17 protein-coding genes are annotated in these 17,412 nt (G+C 62.8%); 3 read left to right on the top strand and 14 right to left on the bottom strand.

The window, feature by feature from the left end; translation table 11 throughout:
- Positions 1–57 precede the first annotated feature (57 nt).
- Positions 58–1,101 (top strand): phosphotransferase enzyme family protein, encoded by a 1,044-nt coding sequence (locus CAP37_RS12665; RefSeq protein ID WP_086124489.1) that lies wholly within the window; start codon positions 58–60, stop codon positions 1,099–1,101.
- Here CAP37_RS12665 and CAP37_RS12660 read toward each other — a convergent pair.
- The 6 genes from CAP37_RS12660 to CAP37_RS12640 are packed head-to-tail and all read right to left on the bottom strand — an operon-like array spanning position 1,093 to position 6,873.
- Positions 1,093–1,809 carry a nucleotidyl transferase AbiEii/AbiGii toxin family protein gene (locus tag CAP37_RS12660; RefSeq protein WP_086124488.1) on the bottom strand — a complete coding sequence of 239 codons (717 nt, stop codon included), beginning with the start codon at positions 1,807–1,809 and terminating at the stop codon, positions 1,093–1,095. The genes CAP37_RS12665 and CAP37_RS12660 overlap by 9 nt on opposite strands.
- Positions 1,799–2,311: a helix-turn-helix transcriptional regulator gene (locus CAP37_RS12655; RefSeq protein ID WP_086124487.1), complete on the bottom strand. Its 513-nt coding sequence runs from the start codon at positions 2,309–2,311 to the stop codon at positions 1,799–1,801. The genes CAP37_RS12660 and CAP37_RS12655 overlap by 11 nt, the downstream gene beginning before the upstream one ends.
- Before the next feature lie 57 nt (positions 2,312–2,368).
- Positions 2,369–2,776, bottom strand: a complete 408-nt coding sequence (locus CAP37_RS12650; protein WP_086124486.1) for a phage holin family protein — start codon at positions 2,774–2,776, stop codon at positions 2,369–2,371.
- Positions 2,777–2,815: 39 nt separating this feature from the next.
- Positions 2,816–3,832 carry a HEPN domain-containing protein gene (locus CAP37_RS21550; RefSeq protein WP_143435935.1) on the bottom strand — a complete coding sequence of 339 codons (1,017 nt, stop codon included), beginning with the start codon at positions 3,830–3,832 and terminating at the stop codon, positions 2,816–2,818.
- Positions 3,833–3,838: 6 nt separating this feature from the next.
- On the bottom strand, positions 3,839–5,041 hold the full coding sequence (locus CAP37_RS12645) for a DUF262 domain-containing protein (protein WP_218776853.1): 1,203 nt from the start codon (positions 5,039–5,041) through the stop codon (positions 3,839–3,841).
- Positions 5,038–6,873, bottom strand: coding sequence for a glutamine--tRNA ligase/YqeY domain fusion protein (locus CAP37_RS12640; protein WP_086124484.1), 1,836 nt, complete (start codon positions 6,871–6,873; stop codon positions 5,038–5,040). Before CAP37_RS12640 ends, CAP37_RS12645 begins: the two co-directional genes overlap by 4 nt.
- A gap of 74 nt (positions 6,874–6,947) precedes the next feature.
- On the opposite strand from CAP37_RS12640, the gene CAP37_RS12635 reads away from it, so the two are divergent.
- The gene (locus CAP37_RS12635; RefSeq protein WP_256926959.1) at positions 6,948–8,180 is read left to right on the top strand and encodes a DUF2157 domain-containing protein; all 1,233 of its coding nucleotides are present in this window, start codon (positions 6,948–6,950) and stop codon (positions 8,178–8,180) included.
- A 6-nt stretch (positions 8,181–8,186) separates the two neighbouring features.
- On the opposite strand, the gene CAP37_RS12630 is transcribed toward CAP37_RS12635, so the two are convergent.
- Together CAP37_RS12630 and CAP37_RS12625 are read right to left on the bottom strand one after the other, a co-directional pair.
- The gene (locus CAP37_RS12630; RefSeq protein ID WP_086124483.1) at positions 8,187–10,046 is read right to left on the bottom strand and encodes a choice-of-anchor I family protein; all 1,860 of its coding nucleotides are present in this window, start codon (positions 10,044–10,046) and stop codon (positions 8,187–8,189) included.
- A gap of 100 nt (positions 10,047–10,146) precedes the next feature.
- Entirely contained in the window at positions 10,147–10,782 is a 636-nt protein-coding gene (locus CAP37_RS12625) for a DUF924 family protein (protein ID WP_086124482.1), read from the bottom strand.
- Positions 10,783–10,925: 143 nt separating this feature from the next.
- Here CAP37_RS12625 and CAP37_RS12620 point away from each other — a divergent pair, with 143 nt between their 5' ends.
- On the top strand, positions 10,926–11,333 hold the full coding sequence (locus tag CAP37_RS12620) for a hypothetical protein (RefSeq protein ID WP_256926958.1): 408 nt from the start codon (positions 10,926–10,928) through the stop codon (positions 11,331–11,333).
- Positions 11,334–11,345: 12 nt separating this feature from the next.
- Here CAP37_RS12620 and yjjJ read toward each other — a convergent pair whose 3' ends face one another.
- From yjjJ to CAP37_RS12590, 6 genes are all read right to left on the bottom strand, one after another.
- Entirely contained in the window at positions 11,346–12,647 is a 1,302-nt protein-coding gene (gene yjjJ, locus CAP37_RS12615; RefSeq protein ID WP_086124481.1) for a type II toxin-antitoxin system HipA family toxin YjjJ, read from the bottom strand.
- A gap of 86 nt (positions 12,648–12,733) precedes the next feature.
- The gene (locus CAP37_RS12610; protein WP_086124480.1) at positions 12,734–13,525 is read right to left on the bottom strand and encodes a LytTR family DNA-binding domain-containing protein; all 792 of its coding nucleotides are present in this window, start codon (positions 13,523–13,525) and stop codon (positions 12,734–12,736) included.
- 1 nt (position 13,526) lies between these two features.
- On the bottom strand, positions 13,527–14,561 hold the full coding sequence (locus CAP37_RS12605) for a sensor histidine kinase (protein ID WP_086124479.1): 1,035 nt from the start codon (positions 14,559–14,561) through the stop codon (positions 13,527–13,529).
- A 32-nt stretch (positions 14,562–14,593) separates the two neighbouring features.
- Positions 14,594–14,893 (bottom strand): 2TM domain-containing protein, encoded by a 300-nt coding sequence (locus CAP37_RS12600; protein ID WP_086124478.1) that lies wholly within the window; start codon positions 14,891–14,893, stop codon positions 14,594–14,596.
- 30 nt (positions 14,894–14,923) lie between these two features.
- Positions 14,924–15,340 carry a DUF2306 domain-containing protein gene (locus CAP37_RS12595; protein WP_086124477.1) on the bottom strand — a complete coding sequence of 139 codons (417 nt, stop codon included), beginning with the start codon at positions 15,338–15,340 and terminating at the stop codon, positions 14,924–14,926.
- A 125-nt stretch (positions 15,341–15,465) separates the two neighbouring features.
- The gene (locus CAP37_RS12590) at positions 15,466–17,373 is read right to left on the bottom strand and encodes a PAS domain S-box protein (protein WP_086124476.1); all 1,908 of its coding nucleotides are present in this window, start codon (positions 17,371–17,373) and stop codon (positions 15,466–15,468) included.
- Positions 17,374–17,412: the final 39 nt, after the last annotated feature.

Here is a 17,412-nt window from a genome sequence, read left to right as displayed (position 1 = left end):
GGCGGCCATTATGGGTCGCTCTCTATAATCGCGCCCTTTTTCCCAACGGGGTCGGTCATGCATCTGGAGATTGCGCAGTCCACACCCACCGCCGCCGCCATGGCGCGCGTGGTGCAGGCCCACTACCCGCTGGGAGACGTGGTGGCCGCCGAGTTTTTGCGGCGCAGCTTCAACCAGGTGTATGGCCTGACGCTGGCGGACGGCCGCCGCGTGGTGGCCCGGCTGTGTGCCGAACGCCCGCGCGGCGAGCCCCGGCTGCAGTTCGAAGCCGATGTGTTGCAGCACCTGCGCGCACGCGGCTGCCCGGTGGCCGCAAGCCTGCCCACCACCACGGGCGACGTGGCCGTGCGCATCACGCTGCCCGAAGGCGAACGCGAAGTGATGCTGTTCGAACACCTGGACGGCGAAGCCACCACCGACCTGCCCGCCAACATCGAGGCCTTTGGCCGGGGCCTGGCGCAACTGCACGCGGCGGGCGAGGGCCTGCAAAGCAGCGCGCCCCACTACACGCTGAATCTGGATCACCTGCTGCTGCGCCCGCTGCAACACCTGCTGCGCGCACCCACCATGACGGCCGAACTGCGCCCGCAGTTTGAAGCCCTCGGCCGGCGCCTGCACGATCGCATCGCCGCGCTCGGTGAACTCACGCAGGTGCTCTGCCACGGCGACGCGCACAGCGACAACAACTTCATCACCGTGAGCGCGGGCGAGAACGGCGCAGACCAACGCCAGGCCGTGTTCTTCGACTTCGACGACACCGGCCCCGGCCACCTCGCCTACGAACTCGCCGTGTACCCGTGGTGGCTGCACCCGCGCAGCGTGGATGGTGTGTGGAGCGAGAAGGCCCTGACGCGCTGGAACCACTTCATCACGGCCTATCAGGCGGTGCGCCGTTTGAGCGAAGCCGATGTGGCTGCATTGCCGATGTTCGTGGCGGTGCGTCAGTTCTGGCTGCTGGGCGAATACGCCGGGCGCGTGCCCGTGTGGGGATCGCAGGCCATGCCGCTGGATTATTTGCAACGGCAGGTGAAGGTGTTGACGCAGTGGGAGGGGTTGGAGCTGGCGATGCCTGGGATCACTGCTGCGGACGCTTCAGACTGAAGTCTTGTTCAACCGGCGCAAAGCCCGCACTTTTTGCCACAGCAACGCCTTGGGCATCTGCATGTCCATCGCCTGCATGCAGCGCTCCAGCCAGCCTTTTCGGTTCTGCAAGCGGTCGATCGCTTTTCCGAGATCGCGCCCGATGGCAGGGCCATACGCCTGCTCGGCCTTAGCGCTTGCGGCGCGCAGTGAGCGCAGCGGCAAGGCCATCATGGCCAGATCGATCACGTCGCGGTTGAACACGCCATCGTCTGCCTGCCGGTCTGAATTAGCGAGCAGCTTGGAGGCCGCCAAGTCCAGCGCAGTGAGAGTACTCACGCCGCAAATGTTGTCGCCCATCTGCGGTGATTCCAGTTCAATGCGAGCTTCCCGAACCACCTCGAACTTGATCGCGTGCCCGTCCATCTGCACCTGGGTCCGAATGCCGTACTGGTCCGCTCGGATCTCGCGCACCACCACCAGTGGCTGCGCGCCGCCCCGCGTGATCGCGCCCAAGGCCGTGGGGCCAGTGAGCAATTGCCGCAGCTCGCGGTAGCCCACTGCGTCCGATACAAGAAAGTCGATGTCCACAGATTCACGGTATTCGCCATGCCGCAGGGCGATGCAGGTACCACCACCAAACAGGCAGGCGTACTGGCGCAGTTTTTCGCCGTCGAGTGCGGCCAGCACATGCGCAATGCGCTGGTGATGAGGCCGCTCAAACTCCATCGGGCGTTTCCAATGCAGGCCGCTGGTCTTGCAGGCCGAGCCGAAGCGCGTCGAGCAAGTCTTGCTCGTCGGCCGACATGGCCTGCGTGTTCAGGTGACGCGCGTTGCGTTCGTAAATGACCAGTGCCTCCCTCGGCGTGAGCGACTCGGTGCCATGCACCTGCCAGGCCAGCGAGCGAAGCTGCGGATAATCGGCCAGCCGCACGCGTGCGGGAATCCAACCCTTGCGGTCTTGGCGCTCCGATTCCACATCCGCCAGTTGCCCAGTGGGGCGCGCCTGCCACACCATGCCCAACGCCGCCAGGACATTGCCCCAGGCCCCGGCGGCCACCGAGGGCTCGCCCTTTTCCACACGGTGCAAGGTCACCCGCGAAACTCCAGCCGACTCGGCCGCCGCCGTGGCACTCACGCCCAGTGCTTTGCGCCGAGCACGAATCTGCAAGCCCATCGACTGGAGCTGGACGACGCTGGCTTCGGTGACGAGCGGGATGGTGGCTGGCATTTGTTTCTCATTTTGATCAAATCTGCCATTTTGTCAATTATAAGAAACAAAAAAACATCACAACCAGACCCGCCCATCCCCAGGCCCGGTGTCAATCGTGAACTCCGGCGACCCACCCAGCACGAAGGCGCCCAGCACAAAGCTCAGCACGGCGATGAACAGGCTGGCCCAGAACGCCGTCCAGAACCCATCCACCTTGAAGCCGTCCACGATCTTCGCCACCAGCAACAGCATCAGCGCGTTGATGACCAGCAGGAACAGGCCGAAGGTGAGCACGGTCAACGGCAGTGTGAGGAAGACCAGCAGGGGCCGCACGATGGCATTGGCCAGGCCCAGCAGCAGGGCCGATACCACGAGCGCCGAGGTGCTCCCGAACCGGATGCCCTTGAACAGATGGCTCGCCACCCAAAGGGAGAGGGCCGTGATGGCCCAGTGGAGGAAGAAGGGGGTGAGGTTGGTGAGCATATCTATGGCATTTACAGAGCTCATCAATGAGCCATGAGTTCAAAGAAAGCTTTGCATAGGAGACAAAATTCGAAATACTTTGCCGCTTGCCGGGGGGATATGCTTTATTTGAACCCCCATGGGATCTAGATTGCCAGGGGTCGTAGCCCCGAGGATGGAACTTTCCGCCTCGAGACTCTCGATTTGACTGACAAGAATTTCTCGATCTGATTGAATAATTATTCGATCCGAATTGGAGAGATACTCGCCGTTTGAAACCAAGATCAGTACGCGTTTAGTTTTATACCGTTTTTGAAATGTGCCAATTGGCACGCATTTTTGACTTCTAAGTAGGTTGCTTAAAAGAAAATCTCTAAGGGCTTGCCCTAATAGTTCCAGAAAATCAGCAATTTCTACAAGTGACGAAAGCCCAAGCAGTTCTCCGCCGCCATTGCCATGCGCCACATCATTTCGTCGTTGAACGAAGCCGGAAAGATATGAATCTAGGGTATTCCCGGTGCCCTCTAAAAAATCCTGAAGATAGGGCCTACTATTTAAAAAGTTAGATGCATCAAGTAGTTTGACGTCCGAAAAAAGTCCATGCAAATCATTCAGTCGAAGATTATTTAGATTTGAATAAAACACTTCTGGAACTAGGATTTGATTCTTGCGGCCTCTGTTGCTTTTCAGTGCTGATATCAGCAGGTTCTCTAAACCTATATTTTCGAATCGTTTCTGGCTTAAATGCTGAATACAGAAGCCCGTATGGCGTCGATAGCTCTCTCGAAGTTCGATCAAATCCTTCTCTGACAAAACAGTATAGTTCGATGCCCCTATGATGCGTAGCCACGCCGTTACTATTGCGAAAACGTATGCCTCATATGTTGCGTACAAGCTGGTAAGTGCACCTGAGTAATCGAAGTATCTTGAATACTCATTGCGCTCAAAAATTGCGATTCCAAGTGCTTCATCCGATGGAAGAGAAATTGTCCTATTTCGCACCCATTCGTTTAAATGAAATAAGGATTTGGCTTGCCGGAGCCTCTTGCGAAAATCCTGAAACTCATTCTCGATCATCTTGAGTTAAACGCAGGAGATGAAAATGTTCCGCAGCAGTTCGATTCGTGCTTCAACATCGGACTTGGTGTTTCCTCTTCCCGTCAGGATGCCCTTATCCTGATCATTTACAAACGCTTCAATTACTAGCTTGAGGATTTGATCGCGGTTTATGAGTAACCTATTCTTCTGTTCTCTAAATTCCGTCAATGCCACAAGTATTGCATCGGAAAATGCCTTCTGTTTTACCTTTTTCCATGTGTTTGTCTTGGGATCAAAAGGACGAAAAAGTTTATCTTCAAATATTTCACTCGCCAATGCAAGTGTACTCAAATAATACTCGCCCAGGGCAGTTAGCTCGTTGCGCTCAAATCTTCTTGCGCGGTACATATACGAATCAAGAAAGCTACGCATGCCACCGCGATATTGCTGAACATGACGGAGTGCAAAGTATCTCAATATCACTTCTACATCGCCCATTTCGCTATAGAGGCGATCTTTCAAGAGATAGTCCGGTGTTTCTTCTTCCTCTACTTTTTCAAAGTTCGGCAACCCCCAAGCCTCTCGATGAAGTTTTTCTCGGGAAAGATCGAGCAAGAGTTCATTGAATGGGCTTGCATATAATGCATTTCTAATCTCCTGTGCGCTCAACTTCACACCTCCGGTGTTGAGTCGTTCGAAGACCAGCTGCTTCAATTGAAATGCCTCCTCTTCATCTCTTGATGATTCGTTTAATACTGTAACCCAAGAGATTGATCTCCGATCAATCCCTGCTTTGATGGTGTCTGGCAACTTCGAATATGTTCGGCCATTCAGTTCTGGCCAACGTTGCAGTCCCTTAAGCACAAGCTCGTTGCTATAAAATGACCGGATTGCAGTAATTCTCTGCTGTCCATCCATGACTTCGTACCGATCAGGCTCTGTTTCATATACGAACAATGGCGGTATTGGAATATTGATCAGTATTGATTCGATAAGTTGAGATTGTCTACGTGCATCCCATCTATTCCGCCGCTGGTAAAATGGACGCGTGTCCATGTAGCCAGGGCGACGAAGCGCATCTGCAAAATTGCGCAATTTCTCTCGATTCGTTTCAGTAACGATTCGATCGGCTCTGGAGGCATACTTTTCTTCTATATCTGAGTCAAATAAAGAAGGCATCTCAACACGTGGCGCATTTGCCCACATTGATTCCTCAGAGTAGATTGATGGCCCATATATATAAGTCATTTGTTTCCCCAGGAGTCCTTCAACCCCGTCACCCGGTTGAAAACCGGCTCCCCCGTCACATGATCGACCCGATCTGCCACAAAGTACCCGTGCCGTTCAAACTGGAACTTCTCGTCCGGCTTGGCCGCCGCCAGTGATGGCTCCACGTAAGCGGTGACGACTTTCAGGCTGTCCGGGTTCAGCGCCTCGATGAAGTCCTTCCCGCCCGCATCCGGGTGGGGGTCGCTGAACAGGCGGTCGTAGAGGCGCACTTCGGCTTGCACGCCGTCGGCCACGCTCACCCAGGTGATCGCGGCTTTGGCTTTTACGCTGTCGGCGCCGGGGGTGCCGCTCTTGGTGTCGGGGATCACCTTGGCGTGCACTTCGGTCACGTTGCCGGCTGCGTCCTTCGCGCCCACGCCGGTGCATTCGATGATGTAGCCGCCTTTCAGGCGCACCACGTTGCCGGGGAACAGGCGCTTGTAGCCCTTGGGTGGCACTTCTTCAAAGTCTTCGCGTTCGATCCACACCTCTTTGCCGATCTTGAAGGTGCGATCGGGTGGCGGGGTCTGGCCTTCGGGAATGGCGCTGTGGGGCAGGGCGGGCTGGGTGCAGTCTTCGGTGTAGCCATCAGAGCCAAACACCTCGCCCCAGTTGGTGAGCACCAACTTGACGGGGTCGAGCACGGCCATGCCGCGGTGGGCCTTGTTTTCCAGGTCTTCGCGCAGGCAGCCTTCGAGCGTGCCGTAGTCAATCCAACTGTCGCTTTTGGTCACGCCGATGCGGTCGGCAAACATCTGGATGCTTTCGGGCGTGTAGCCGCGGCGGCGCAGGCCGACTATTGTTGGCATGCGCGGGTCGTCCCAGCCGCTCACTTTGTGGTCGTACACCAGTTGCGCCAGCTTGCGTTTGCTGGTGATGACGTACGTGAGGTTCAGGCGCGCAAATTCGTATTGCCTTGGCGGCGGGCTTTTCAGCAAACCCCCTTCGCAAAGGCGCTCCAGCAGCCAGTCGTAAAACGGGCGCTGGTCTTCGAATTCCAGCGTGCAGAAAGAATGGGTGATCTGTTCCAGCGCGTCCTCGATGGGGTGCGCGTAGGTGTACATGGGGTAAATGCACCACGTGTCGCCGGTGTGGTGGTGCGTGGCGCGGCGGATGCGGTAGATGGCCGGATCGCGCAGGTTGATGTTGGGGCTGGCCATGTCGATCTTGGCGCGCAGCACCATGCTGCCGTCTTCGTGCTGGCCATCGCGCATTTCGCGAAAACGCGCCAGGTTCTCGGCCGGTGTGCGGCTGCGAAATGGGCTGTCCACGCCGGGCTTGCCGAAATCGCCGCGGTTCACGCGCATCTGTTCCACGGTCTGTTCGTCCACGTAGGCGTGGCCGGCTTCCACCAGGTATTCCGCTGCGCGGTACATGAAAACGAAGTAGTCGCTGGCCTGGTACAGGTGGGTCTCGCCGTGGGCCTTCCAGTCGAAGCCGAGCCATTTCACAGCATCGATGATGCTGTTGACGTACTCGGTGTCTTCCTTCTCGGGGTTGGTGTCGTCGAAGCGCAGGTGGCACACGCCGCCGTAGTCGCGTGCCAGGCCGAAATTCAGGCAGATGCTTTTGGCGTGGCCCACGTGCAGGTAGCCGTTGGGCTCGGGCGGGAAGCGGGTGCGAATTTTTGCCGGGTCTGGCTGGCCCTTGGCATGGTGCGCGGCATCGCCGGGGCTGCCAGCCCATTGCCGGCTGGTGTAGGTGCCGGCGGCCAGGTCGTGCTCGATGATCTGGCGCAGGAAATTGCTGACCTTGTGTTCGCCGTCTTCGGCGGGTGTGTGGGGCGTGTTGGCGGGGGTGGTGGAGCTCATGCCGCATTCTATTGATGTGGTTTGCCGGGGCCTGGGTTTCCGCTATCGTTCGGCCACAGGAAGAGGAAATACCAATGAACAAAGACAATCCCGACACCATGCCCGGCGAAGATCCCCCGCGCTGGGAGGCCACGAAGGCGGAGGACGTGTTTTTGCCGAGCGTGCGCGTGCAGCTCAGCTGGCGCGATGTGGAGGCCGCTGTGGAGCAGGGCGCCATCTTGCCCGCCGAGGCGCATGCGCTCTGGGCTTCGTGGGCCACGCCGGGCAGCCCGCTGCGCGTAGCGGCACCGCCTGCGGTGGACACGCAGCCCCAGCCGCTGGAAGCCCTGCCGCCGGCTGCTGCACCCGCGCCGGTGCACGCCAGCCCGGTGTTTTCGTTCACCAACACGCTCTATTACTTCGGCGGCATGCTGGCCATTGGCGCCATGACGATGTTCATGAACCTGGGCTGGGCGTTGTTTGGCGCCTGGGGCGTGTTTGCGCTCTCGGTGGGTTACCTCGTGGGTGCGCTGGCGGTGGCCGGCAACCTGCTGCAGAAGGGTCTGCGCACGCCGGCCGGCATTCTGGCCACGCTGGCGGTGTGCCTGGTGCCGTTGGCGGTGTGGGCGCTCCAGTCGGGCATCGGCCTCTGGCCAGAGGGCGGGCCCGACAGCTACCGCGATTACCACCGCTTCATCGACTGGCGCTGGCTCACGCTGGAGCTGGCCACGCTGGCCGCTGCCGTGGTGCTGCTGTGGCGCTACAAGCTCCCCTTCATGGTGATGCCGGTGGCCGTGACCATCTGGTACCTCAGCATGGACGTGGCGCACATGCTGATGCAGAAGGAAGGCTTTGACTGGGAGTTCACGCGTGATGTGTCGCTGGTGTTTGGCCTGGCCACCTGCGCGCTGGCGGTGTGGGTCGATCTGCGCAGCCGCACCGCCACGGCGGCAGAAGACCGGCAGGACTTCGCGTTCTGGCTCTACTTGTTCGGCGCCATCATGTTCTGGTGTGGTCTGAGCCTGCGCGAAAGCGAATCCGAACTCAACAAGTTTCTCTACGCGCTGATCAACGTGTTCATGGTGTTCCTGGGCGCTGCCATCGGCCGGCGCGTGTTCACCGTGCTGGGTGGATTTGGTGTGGCGGGTTACCTGGGTTACCTCGCCTACCGCGTGTTTGAAAACAGCCTGCTGTTCCCGTTCGCGCTCACGCTGCTCGGCTTGGCGGTGGTGGCGCTGGGCATCTGGTGGCAGCGCAACGAACCTGCCATCCACGCGCGGCTGGCAAGCTGGCTGCCAGCGGCCTTGAAGCCGCTGGCGTCCGGCTGAGCTGGCTCAGTAAGTGAGGTTGAGCTGCAGCACGGCGGTGGTGCCGCTCACCTCATTGCCCACCACCAGCAGCGGCTTGCCGTTGGGTGAATCTTTCGCGGCGATGAACACCAGGCCTTCGGGGCCGAGGTCGCCGGCGGTGGCCAGATCGGGTGGGTCGGTCAGCCATTCGTCGCGGGTGTTCAGGTAGTCCACGCGGGTGGGTGCCAGCGGGTTGGTGATGTCGTACACCAGCACGCCGCCCATGCGCTCCAGGCCAATAAAGGCAAAGGTCTTGTTGCCGATCTTGCCCAGCGCCAGGCCTTCGGGCTCAGGGCCCTTGGCGTCGCTGCGGCTGTCGCGGGCATTGCCTTCGTCGTGGCCAGAGTTGAAATACGTGGCGCAGGGGATGCTGCGAGTCCTGCCGAGGCGGCAGTCCGGGCTCTCCAGGAATTTCTCGATCGCCGAGCCCGAATCCCACACCAGCGTGCCGTTGGCGTTCCAGATGCTGAACGAGCGCGCGCCGTAGCTGTAGAGGTTGTCGTACATGAGGCGGGTGCCGGCCGGGTCGGCCACGCCGGCGGCCGAAAACATCATGGGCGAGCCATCGGGGTTGGTGCGGTAGCCCATGGTCCAGCTGATGTTCAGGCGACCCAGCGCGGCGTCGGCACGGCAGCCTGCCGGGTCGCCGGCGATGGCGCCGCAGTAGCTGAAGGTGGCGGGGTCGAGCAGGCCGCCAGCGGCCAGTGCGCTCAGCTGCGGCGGCAGGTCGTCGCCCGCGCGCGTGGCCCAGCCGTTGCGGTTCACCAGGTGCTTCACGCGGAACTCCTCCACGAAGCCTTTGGTGGCGTCGCCGTTCCAGTAGTCGGCGTTGTCTTCGCCCCAGGCGCGCGCGTCGCCTTCGTTGGCCGTCACCAGGTAGGTCTGGCCGCCTGCGGTGTAAGAGGCCATGGCGTCGGGCAAATACATCCCGCGCACGCCGGGCCAGGTGCGGATGTTGATGGTGGAGCCGTCGGTGTCGGAAGCATCGAGCTCGTTGCCGGCCACGCCATGGTTCTTGAAACCCAGCGGCAGCACGCTGGTGACCGTGGCGGTGGCAATGTTGACGCGGGCCAGCGCGTTGTTCTCCTGCAGCGTCACCCAGGCCGTGGTGCCATCGGCCGAGACAGCGATGTACTCGGGCTCCAGATCTTTCGCGGCGGTGGCGCCCGGGCCGTAGATGCGCACGCCTTGTGCGCGCAGCGTGGCTTCCTGGCCGTTGAAGGCGGTGAAGCTGGCGGTGCGCACCACCGGGTTGGCCCTGTCGCGCACGTCGATCACGCTCACGCTGCCTTCCGGGTCGGTCTGGTAGTCGTCGCTGGGCTCGCCTTCGTTGGCCACCAGCACGGTGTTGCCGTCGGGCGTGAAGGTCACCATGTCGGGCTGGGCGCCAATGGCCACCGAGCTGATGAGGCTCAGGTCTGCCGCGCGGTAGAGCGCCATGCGACCCGGATCTGTTTTCACGGGGGCCTGAATGGCCACGGCCACGATGCCGTTGTTTGCTGCCACGCTGTTGATCTCGGCGCCAGCCAGAATGGCTGTGGCATCGAGCACGTTGATCTTGATCGGGTTGGCGGGGTTGCTGAGGTCCAGCACATCCACCGCGCCGAGCTGCGCGTTCACCACGAAGAGCCGCTTGCTGGCGGCATCAAACGCCGGAATTTCTGCCGCGCTCACGCCAAACTGACCGGTGCTGTAGCCGCCGATCTTCTCCAGCGTGAGGCCTGCGGGCGTGGCCTCGGGCACGGGGCCGGGAGCGGGTGTGTCGTCGCTGCCACCACCACAGGCGGCGAGGGCGGCGGTCATGACGAGCGAGGTGGTGAACAAGCGGATGTTGGGTTGTCTCATGGCGGGTTTTGACGGTCAGGGTGGAAACCCCCCGTTGTATGGACCCACCGTGACTTTGGCGTGACGAAACCGTGTCGGCGTGATGACGTCTTGCGCAGACCTACTGCCCGAAGCGCGGACCGTCTTTGAGGAACGCGAGTTCTTCCGCTGTGCTGGTGCGGCCCAGGGCCGCGTTGCGGTGCGGAAAGCGGCCGAAACGCAGCACGATGTCGCGGTGCAGTTTCGCGAAGTGCAGGTTGCGATCCAGCTTTTCACGCAGCTCCGGCGCGCTGGTGTCCCGCAGTTGTTGAAAGCGCGCCACTGCTTCGTCTTGCAGGGCCAGGTTTTCGGCATGCACGAGTGGCATGTATAGAAACACCCGGCCTACAGTTGCCAGGTCACGATCGAGCCCGCTCGCCAGCGCCTGCTGCACCAGCTGCTGGGCGCGGGCATCGCCGGCGAACGCACGGGGCTTGCCGCGATGGATGTTGCGTGGGAACTGGTCGAGCAGCAGCACCAGCGACAGGCGGGTTTCCATTTGCGCTTCCCAGTCGCCCAGCGCACCATCGATGGCCCGTTCCACCAGCGGGCCGAAGCGTTGTCGGATGTCAGCGTCCAGCTTCGGGCCGCCAGCGAACCAGAGATCGTCGCGGTTGTCCGAACACCAGCCGCGCTCGAGGCCGTCGCCGAGCCAGAAATGGAGCACGTCCTGGGCGTTCGGTGCGTCGGATTCGGTGTACGAGGGGGGAGTATTCATGGTTTTCCCTAGGAAAGTGGATACCTTTACCGGTGTCGTTACTTCTGGCTACGACTTTGACCGTGCATGTGGAAGAGCGAAGCATGGAAAATCCTGTAATACGTTCACAGGGTGCCATCCAGCCCTGACCAAAGGAGCCCCACATGAAAGCCTTGTCGTTCAATACCGCCTGGAGCCGCAGCTCGGGCTGGGCACGCGGTCTCACCATCGCCACCCTGGCCGCCGGCGCCTGGGCCCTGTCTGGCATCGGCACGCAGGCGCAGGCCCGAGGCGGTGACGTGTACTGGTCCATCGGCGTGAATTCTCCCGGCGTTGCCGTGGGCGTGTCCAATGCGCCCCCCGTGTACTACGCGCCGCGCCCGGTTTACCACGCACCGCGCCCCATCTACTACGCTCCGCCGCCCGTGTACTACGTGCCGCCGCCAGCCTACTACGCGCCGCGCCCCATCTACCGCTCGCAGTGGGGCCACCACCCACGCTGGGACGACCGCCGCCACGGCTACGGCCACCGCGACCGTGGGCATCGCGGTCACCGCCACGGGCATCGCTGATCTTGCTTGAAGCTACAGCCGGGCAACGATGTCCCGGTTGTGGCGAGCGATCTGGCGGAATGCCGCGCTGATGCGTTCGTCGTCTGCCACGCTGGACCAGAAGACCTGGGCCAGCTCTCGCGCCTTTGGCCATTCCTTCAAGGTGTGCACGGTGGGCAGCAACGGGCGAGACTGAAAATCCCGTTCCACAAGTTCACCATTCACCGGCGCATACAGCATGGGCAGCATGTCGTAGGTCGGCGACAGCCGCCAGTCGTCGCCCACGAGCAGCAGAGAGATGTTGCCGTAGTGGCGATCCGTGTTGCCGATCAATGCGCCGAAGGCGTCGAGCAGACGCAGATGTGCGGCATCTTCTTCAATCAGCAACTCGCGCTGGGCCATGCGTTCAGACGTTGCCGCCCACTCGTCCATCTGGCCCACGTACTGCCCGTCGTACACCAGCAGCGACACCATGCCGATGCGGCCTTGTGCGGTCCGGTCGAAGCGGCGGGCCTCCAGAAACACTCGCCCGCCCGCGATGACGATGCGGGTTTCTGCAGCTGGCACGCCGCTCTGGGCCAGCGTGTGCAGGGCCAGGTGTTCACAGATCAGCAGATCGCGCCAGCGCTGCTCAAAAGCGCCCTCTCCTGCGGGAGAGAATTTCACGATGACGGACTGGCCTTTCAGCGTGGTGCAGAACTTCGGTTGTTCTCCACCGGCGGATGAGCCCGGCAATGTCCCCTGCATGGCCTGCTCGGCGAGCCGGGGGTAATCATGTTCGGGGTTGTCGATGCGCGAGATGCGTTGCGGCAAAGAGTGAAATCGCTCGAAGGCCGGTTGGCCAACGATCAAGTTGCCGGGAAGGTCGTCACCCGCCTGTACCAGCGCCTTCAGCACATCGTCGTCGCTCCAGTGGCGCAGGTCACCAGGCAGTCGAAGTTCAGGGTGCGCATTCGCAAACGTGCGGCCCATGAAGCCCTGAGGCCGCATGTCCTGCAGGAACCAGGGCAGGCCATCGTGGAGTTCGCTCAGGCCGTCGGCCTCGTCTACCCAGAATCGGCCTCCGGGCAACGGCACCATGCGGCCAAAAACGGTGGCCCGACCCTCGGCGTCCACTCGCATCATGGGCACCACCGAACCCACGCCTTCCACGGGCCGAGGCAACAGATAGCGTTGCGAACGCGCGGCGCCAGCCTTTAGCACTTGACCCGAACGCAGCAGCGGGACCAGCCCCCTTGACACCGTCGGCTGGCTCACCCCCAGGCGTTGCTGCAGCTCGGCGCTGGTGGCCAAGCCTCCCATGGCGCGCAAGGCTTGCAACAAATCGTCGTTCATCTTGAATGGTTTTGTGAATAGATATCTGAATACTATATTCCAATCTTGTCTTTGATGGGAAATAGGGGCATTCTGAATAGATACTTTCACATCGCCCGAAACCGCTCCGCATAGATCCGGCTCACGGCCAGCGCCTCTGGCCGGCCGCGCAGCCGCAGGCTCAGGCGCCCGGCTTCGTTGCGGTGGACGCTGTCGATGGCGTCGGCGCGCACCACGGTGCCACGGTGTATCTGCCAGAACACGGCCGGGTCCAGTTGTGGCAGCAGGTCTTTCAGCGGGGTGCGGATCAGCACCTCGCTGTCTTTGGTGAGCACCCGCACATATTTGTCGGCCGCTTCGAACACCAGCACTTCGCCGATCGGCACCATGCGGATGCCCTGGCCCACGCTGGCTGGAATCACCTGCAGACGGGGCGCTGCGGGCGCTCCACCACCAGCCAGCAGGGCGCGCAGTTGCGCCAGTGAGGCATCGAGGCCCGCTGGTGCGGCCTGACGGGCCGCCAGCTGGGCCTGAATGCGCTGCACCGCGCGCGCCAGCCGCTCGGGCTGCACGGGTTTGAGCAGGTAGTCCACGGCCTGAGCCTCGAAGGCCTGCACCGCATAGGCGTCGTACGCGGTGACAAACACGATGGCGGGAAACGGCGAACCTTCAGGCCATTCGTCCGCCAGCTCGGCGGCGGCCTCCAGCCCACTCAGGCCGGGCATGCGGATGTCGAGAAACAGCACGTCGGGCTTGTGGATGAGCGCCTGGGCCACGGCCGATTCGCCATCGCCCACCACGGCGGCGATGCGCAGCGCCGGCCACGCCTGGGCCAGCTCGGCTTGCAGGGCGCTGGCCAGCAGGGGTTCGTCTTCGGCGATGAGCGCAGTGGCGTTCATATCAGGCAGCCTTCAATGGGAGTGTGAGCAGGGCGCGGGTGCCGCCGCCGGGGCGGCTGTGCCAATCGAGCCGGGCCACGCCTGGGTAGGCGGTGTCGAGCCGTTCGCGCACCTGAGCAAGACCGAAGCCGGGTTTGGGTTCGGGCTCGCAGCCTACGCCGGTGTCGCTCACTTCCAGTTCCAGCCCACCGGTTCCCTGGCGCGCACTCACGCGCAATTCGCCGCCTTCCCGGCTGGGTTCGAGCCCGTGGCGGATGCAGTTTTCCACCAGGGGTTGCAGCAGCAGCGGAGGCACGTGGTGCGCAGCCAGGGTGTCGGGCAGGTCGAGCGTGTAGCGCAGGCGCGGGCCCATGCGCACCGCCATGAGCTCCAAGTAGTCGCGCAGCCGCGCGAATTCTTCGGCCAGCGTGTGGCGTCCGGCCGTGGCCTCGGTGCGCGAGGCGGTGAGCGTGGCGCGCAGGTAGCCATTGAGCCGGTCGAGCATGGCCGTGGCGCGCTCGGGGTCGGTGCCGATCAGGGCGCGCAGGTTGGCCAGCGTGTTGAACAGCATGTGCGGTTCGAGCTGCGATTCGAGAAGCTTCAGCCTCGCCTCGCTCGCCTGGCGCTGCGCCTCTTCTTGCGCCAGCCGCGCGCGCGCCAGCATTTCGCGGCTGGTGAAGAAGTAGGCGCCAAAGCCGCCCGCCGAAAGCGACATGAGCACAAAGCCGAGCGTGGCGCGCGGAAAATTGTTCAGCCCCAGCAGCAGCTCGCGGCCGAGCAGGAAGTTGGCCGAGACGCTGCCCATGAGGTAAGACGCCAGCACCGACACCACCACCAGCGCCGCCATGGCCGGCGCGCCGGGCCAGCCGCCCGAATTGAGCACGTAGCGCCCACCGTCGATGAACACCCAGATGAACGTGCCGATGAACTGCGAATACACCATGTTCACCGCAAAGCTCTCGCCCCCGACCACCGTGATGGCCAGCGCGATCACGGTGTTGAACACCACGGCGGCGAGGGCGCGGCGGGCAATGGTGGCGGGCTTGAGCGGCGGCATGGCCGCAGTATCCCGCACGGCGGGCGTCGCTATCACAAACCGCTGCGTTCGCGCACCAGGCGCTCGCGTTCCTGCGCCACCAGGCGGTCCTGCAGGCCACCGCCGCCCAGCACGATCCACACGACCACGCCGTGGATGAGCAGCCCCAGCCCCCAGCCCAGCGCGGGGTAGATGGCCCAGTGCCGGCCGCTGGCGAGCGAGAGGGAGGCCAGCACAGTGTTGACGGCCAGGAAAACGATGGCGTGGGCGTACCAGCCCATGCGGGCACCGGCGCGCTGGCGCGCGCGGCGCTCGAGTGCTTCGTCGGACAGGGGGCGCGATGTTGAGGTCATGGTGATCTCCAGAAGGTTGAGGAAGGAAATTCAGGCCAGGCCCAGCCACTGGCCCCAGACCAGCTGGCCGAGCGTGCGGTGAGGCAGCAGGGTGAATGCGCCCGCGCCCACGCAGCCGGCGAAGTAGAGCGAGAGCATGGTGATGCGGTGGCCGCGCACGTTGCCGTGCAGCAGAAAGCGGAAGGCGAAGAACAGGGCGCCCAGCACCACCGGCACCAGCAGGTGCACCGCCGAAAACCCGGCGATGTTGGGCATGTGGGGGTCGCTGATGAAGATGGCCGAGATGGCCGTGATCAGCATGAGCGTGACCCAGGCGTAGCCGGCCGCGCGGTGCAAACGGGGGCGCTGGCCTGCCGGCTGGCGGCGGGCCCAGAGGGCGAGCGGGCCGATGAGCAGGGCGGCCAGGGCGGCCGCCATGTGGATGGCAATGACGGGGGTGAGCTGCATGGCGAACTCCTTGGAGGTGGGCAGGTGGGGCGGACTGTGCCGGCGCCCTGCTGCCTTTGCCATGCGTTTGCGACGGATTCACCGCCTTCGTTCGCGAAACGCCGCCTGGCGGCGCGAACGGTTGCTCAGATCAAGGTGAATCGGAAGGTGGCGCCTTTGCCGGGCTCCGCTTCGGCTTGCATCTCGCCGCCGTGGCGCTGCACAATGCGCCGCGCCGTGGCCAGGCCAATACCCAGGCCGCTGAATTCGTTGGGCATGTGCAGGCGCTGGAACGGCTGGAACAGCTTGGCGGCGCGCGCCATGTCGAAGCCCGCGCCGTTGTCGCTGACGCAGAACCAGGTTTTTCCGTCTCGCCGCTGCGCGTACACGCGCACCGAAGCCAGCGGCGTCTGCTCGGTGTATTTCCAGGCGTTGTGCAGCAGGTTCTGCATCAGCGCGTCGATCAGTGGCGGGTCGCCCATGGCCTGCAGGCCCGGGTCCACACGCCACTGCACCCGACGCTGTGGATCGGTGGCCGCAAACTCTTCCAGCAGGCGCGTGGCGAGGGCGCTGATGTCGACCGGTTCGCGCCGCAGCTCACCGCGCGCGAACTGCGAGAGGGTGAGCAGGCCGTCGATGAGCTCGCCCATTTTCTTGCTCGCGCCCATGATGCGTTCCAGGTGCGCCTGGCTCTCGGCGTCCATGGCCGGGTTGTCCTCGCGCAACGCCTGCGCGAAGCCGTTGATGATGCGCAGCGGTGAGCGCAGGTCGTGCGCAACCGCGTAGGAGTAGCTCTCCAGCTCCTCGTAGGCGGCCTCCAGCGCCTGCGTGCGCAGGCGAATGCGCTGTTCCAGCGAGGCGTTGAGCCGCTGGATTTCCATTTCGCTGCGTTTGCGCTCGGTCACGTCCTGCGTCACGCCCAGCGCGCGCACCGCGCGGCCTTGTGCGTTGCGCTCGAACTCCGCCTGCACGGAGAACCAGCGGTCCTCGCCGTCGAAGTTCATGCGGTACTCGATGTCGTACTTGAACGCGCCCTTGACGGCCTCGTACCACCGCTGCAGCACCAGCGGCCGATCTTCGGGGTGTGTGCGCGCTAGCAGTTCCTCATCGGTGAACTCCGGGGAGGGCAGGTGCAGCACGCCGTGCGATTGCGCCAGCGTGGTGAAACGGCGCGTGGACACGTCGGCCTGCCAGCTCGCAAGGCCCGCCATCTTGTGCGCCTGACGCAGCAGTTGCTCGCTGGTGCGCAGGGCTTCTTCGGTGGCCTTGCGCGTGGTGATGTCCTGCACCACGGCAATCAGATAGTCGGGCTCGCCCGCTTCGGTGCGCACCAGCGAGAGCGTGAGGTAAACCCACACCACATGGCCCAGCTTGTGCATGTAGCGCTTCTCGAAGCTGTAGTGCGTGATCTCGCCATCGAGCGTGCGCTGGAGCTGCGCCATGTCGATCGCGAGATCTTGCGGGTGCGTGAAATCGCGGAAATGCATGTTCAGCATTTCTTCCTTGGTGTAGCCCACAAGGTCGCAATAGGTCTGGTTCACGCGAATCCAGCGGCCATCGATGTGGCTGTGCGCCATGCCGGTGGCACCCTGCTCGAAGGTGTCCTCCAGCTTGCGCTTGCTTTCTTCAAGCTGCGCGGTGGCCGCGCGCAGGTCGCGGTTGCGGCGCTGCATCAGCGCAATGGCGCCGACCACCACGATCTGGGTGATGAAGTGCCACAGGTTGAGCCAGAAAGCTTCGACCGGGTTGTCGATGGCGAAGCTGAGATAGGGCTTGACCAGAAAAAAGTTGATCAGCAGCATGCCGATCACGGTGCTGAACATGCCGACGCGAAAGCCGCCGTAGAGCGCGGAGACGGCAGCGGCCAGCGAGAGCGTGATGAAGCGCCCACCCGATTCGGCGGGCGCCAGTTCCATGCGCAGCCAGCCGGCCAGCAAGGTGACCAGCAACGCCACCGTGTAGCGGTTCCACACACTGCGCCGCTCCGGTTGCCAGTCCACCAGCTTCTGCCAGTACCTGAGCGCCAGGGTCCCCGTGGGAGCAGAGGTGGTCATGGGCGTGGGCTGGGTGGTGGGGCAGGTGGGGGTTGAGAG

Origin of the sequence: Hydrogenophaga sp. IBVHS1 (genome assembly GCF_002127265.1) — a bacterium.
Classification (GTDB): Bacteria; Pseudomonadota; Gammaproteobacteria; order Burkholderiales; family Burkholderiaceae_C; genus Hydrogenophaga.
This window is presented reverse-complemented; position numbering and strand designations above follow the sequence as displayed.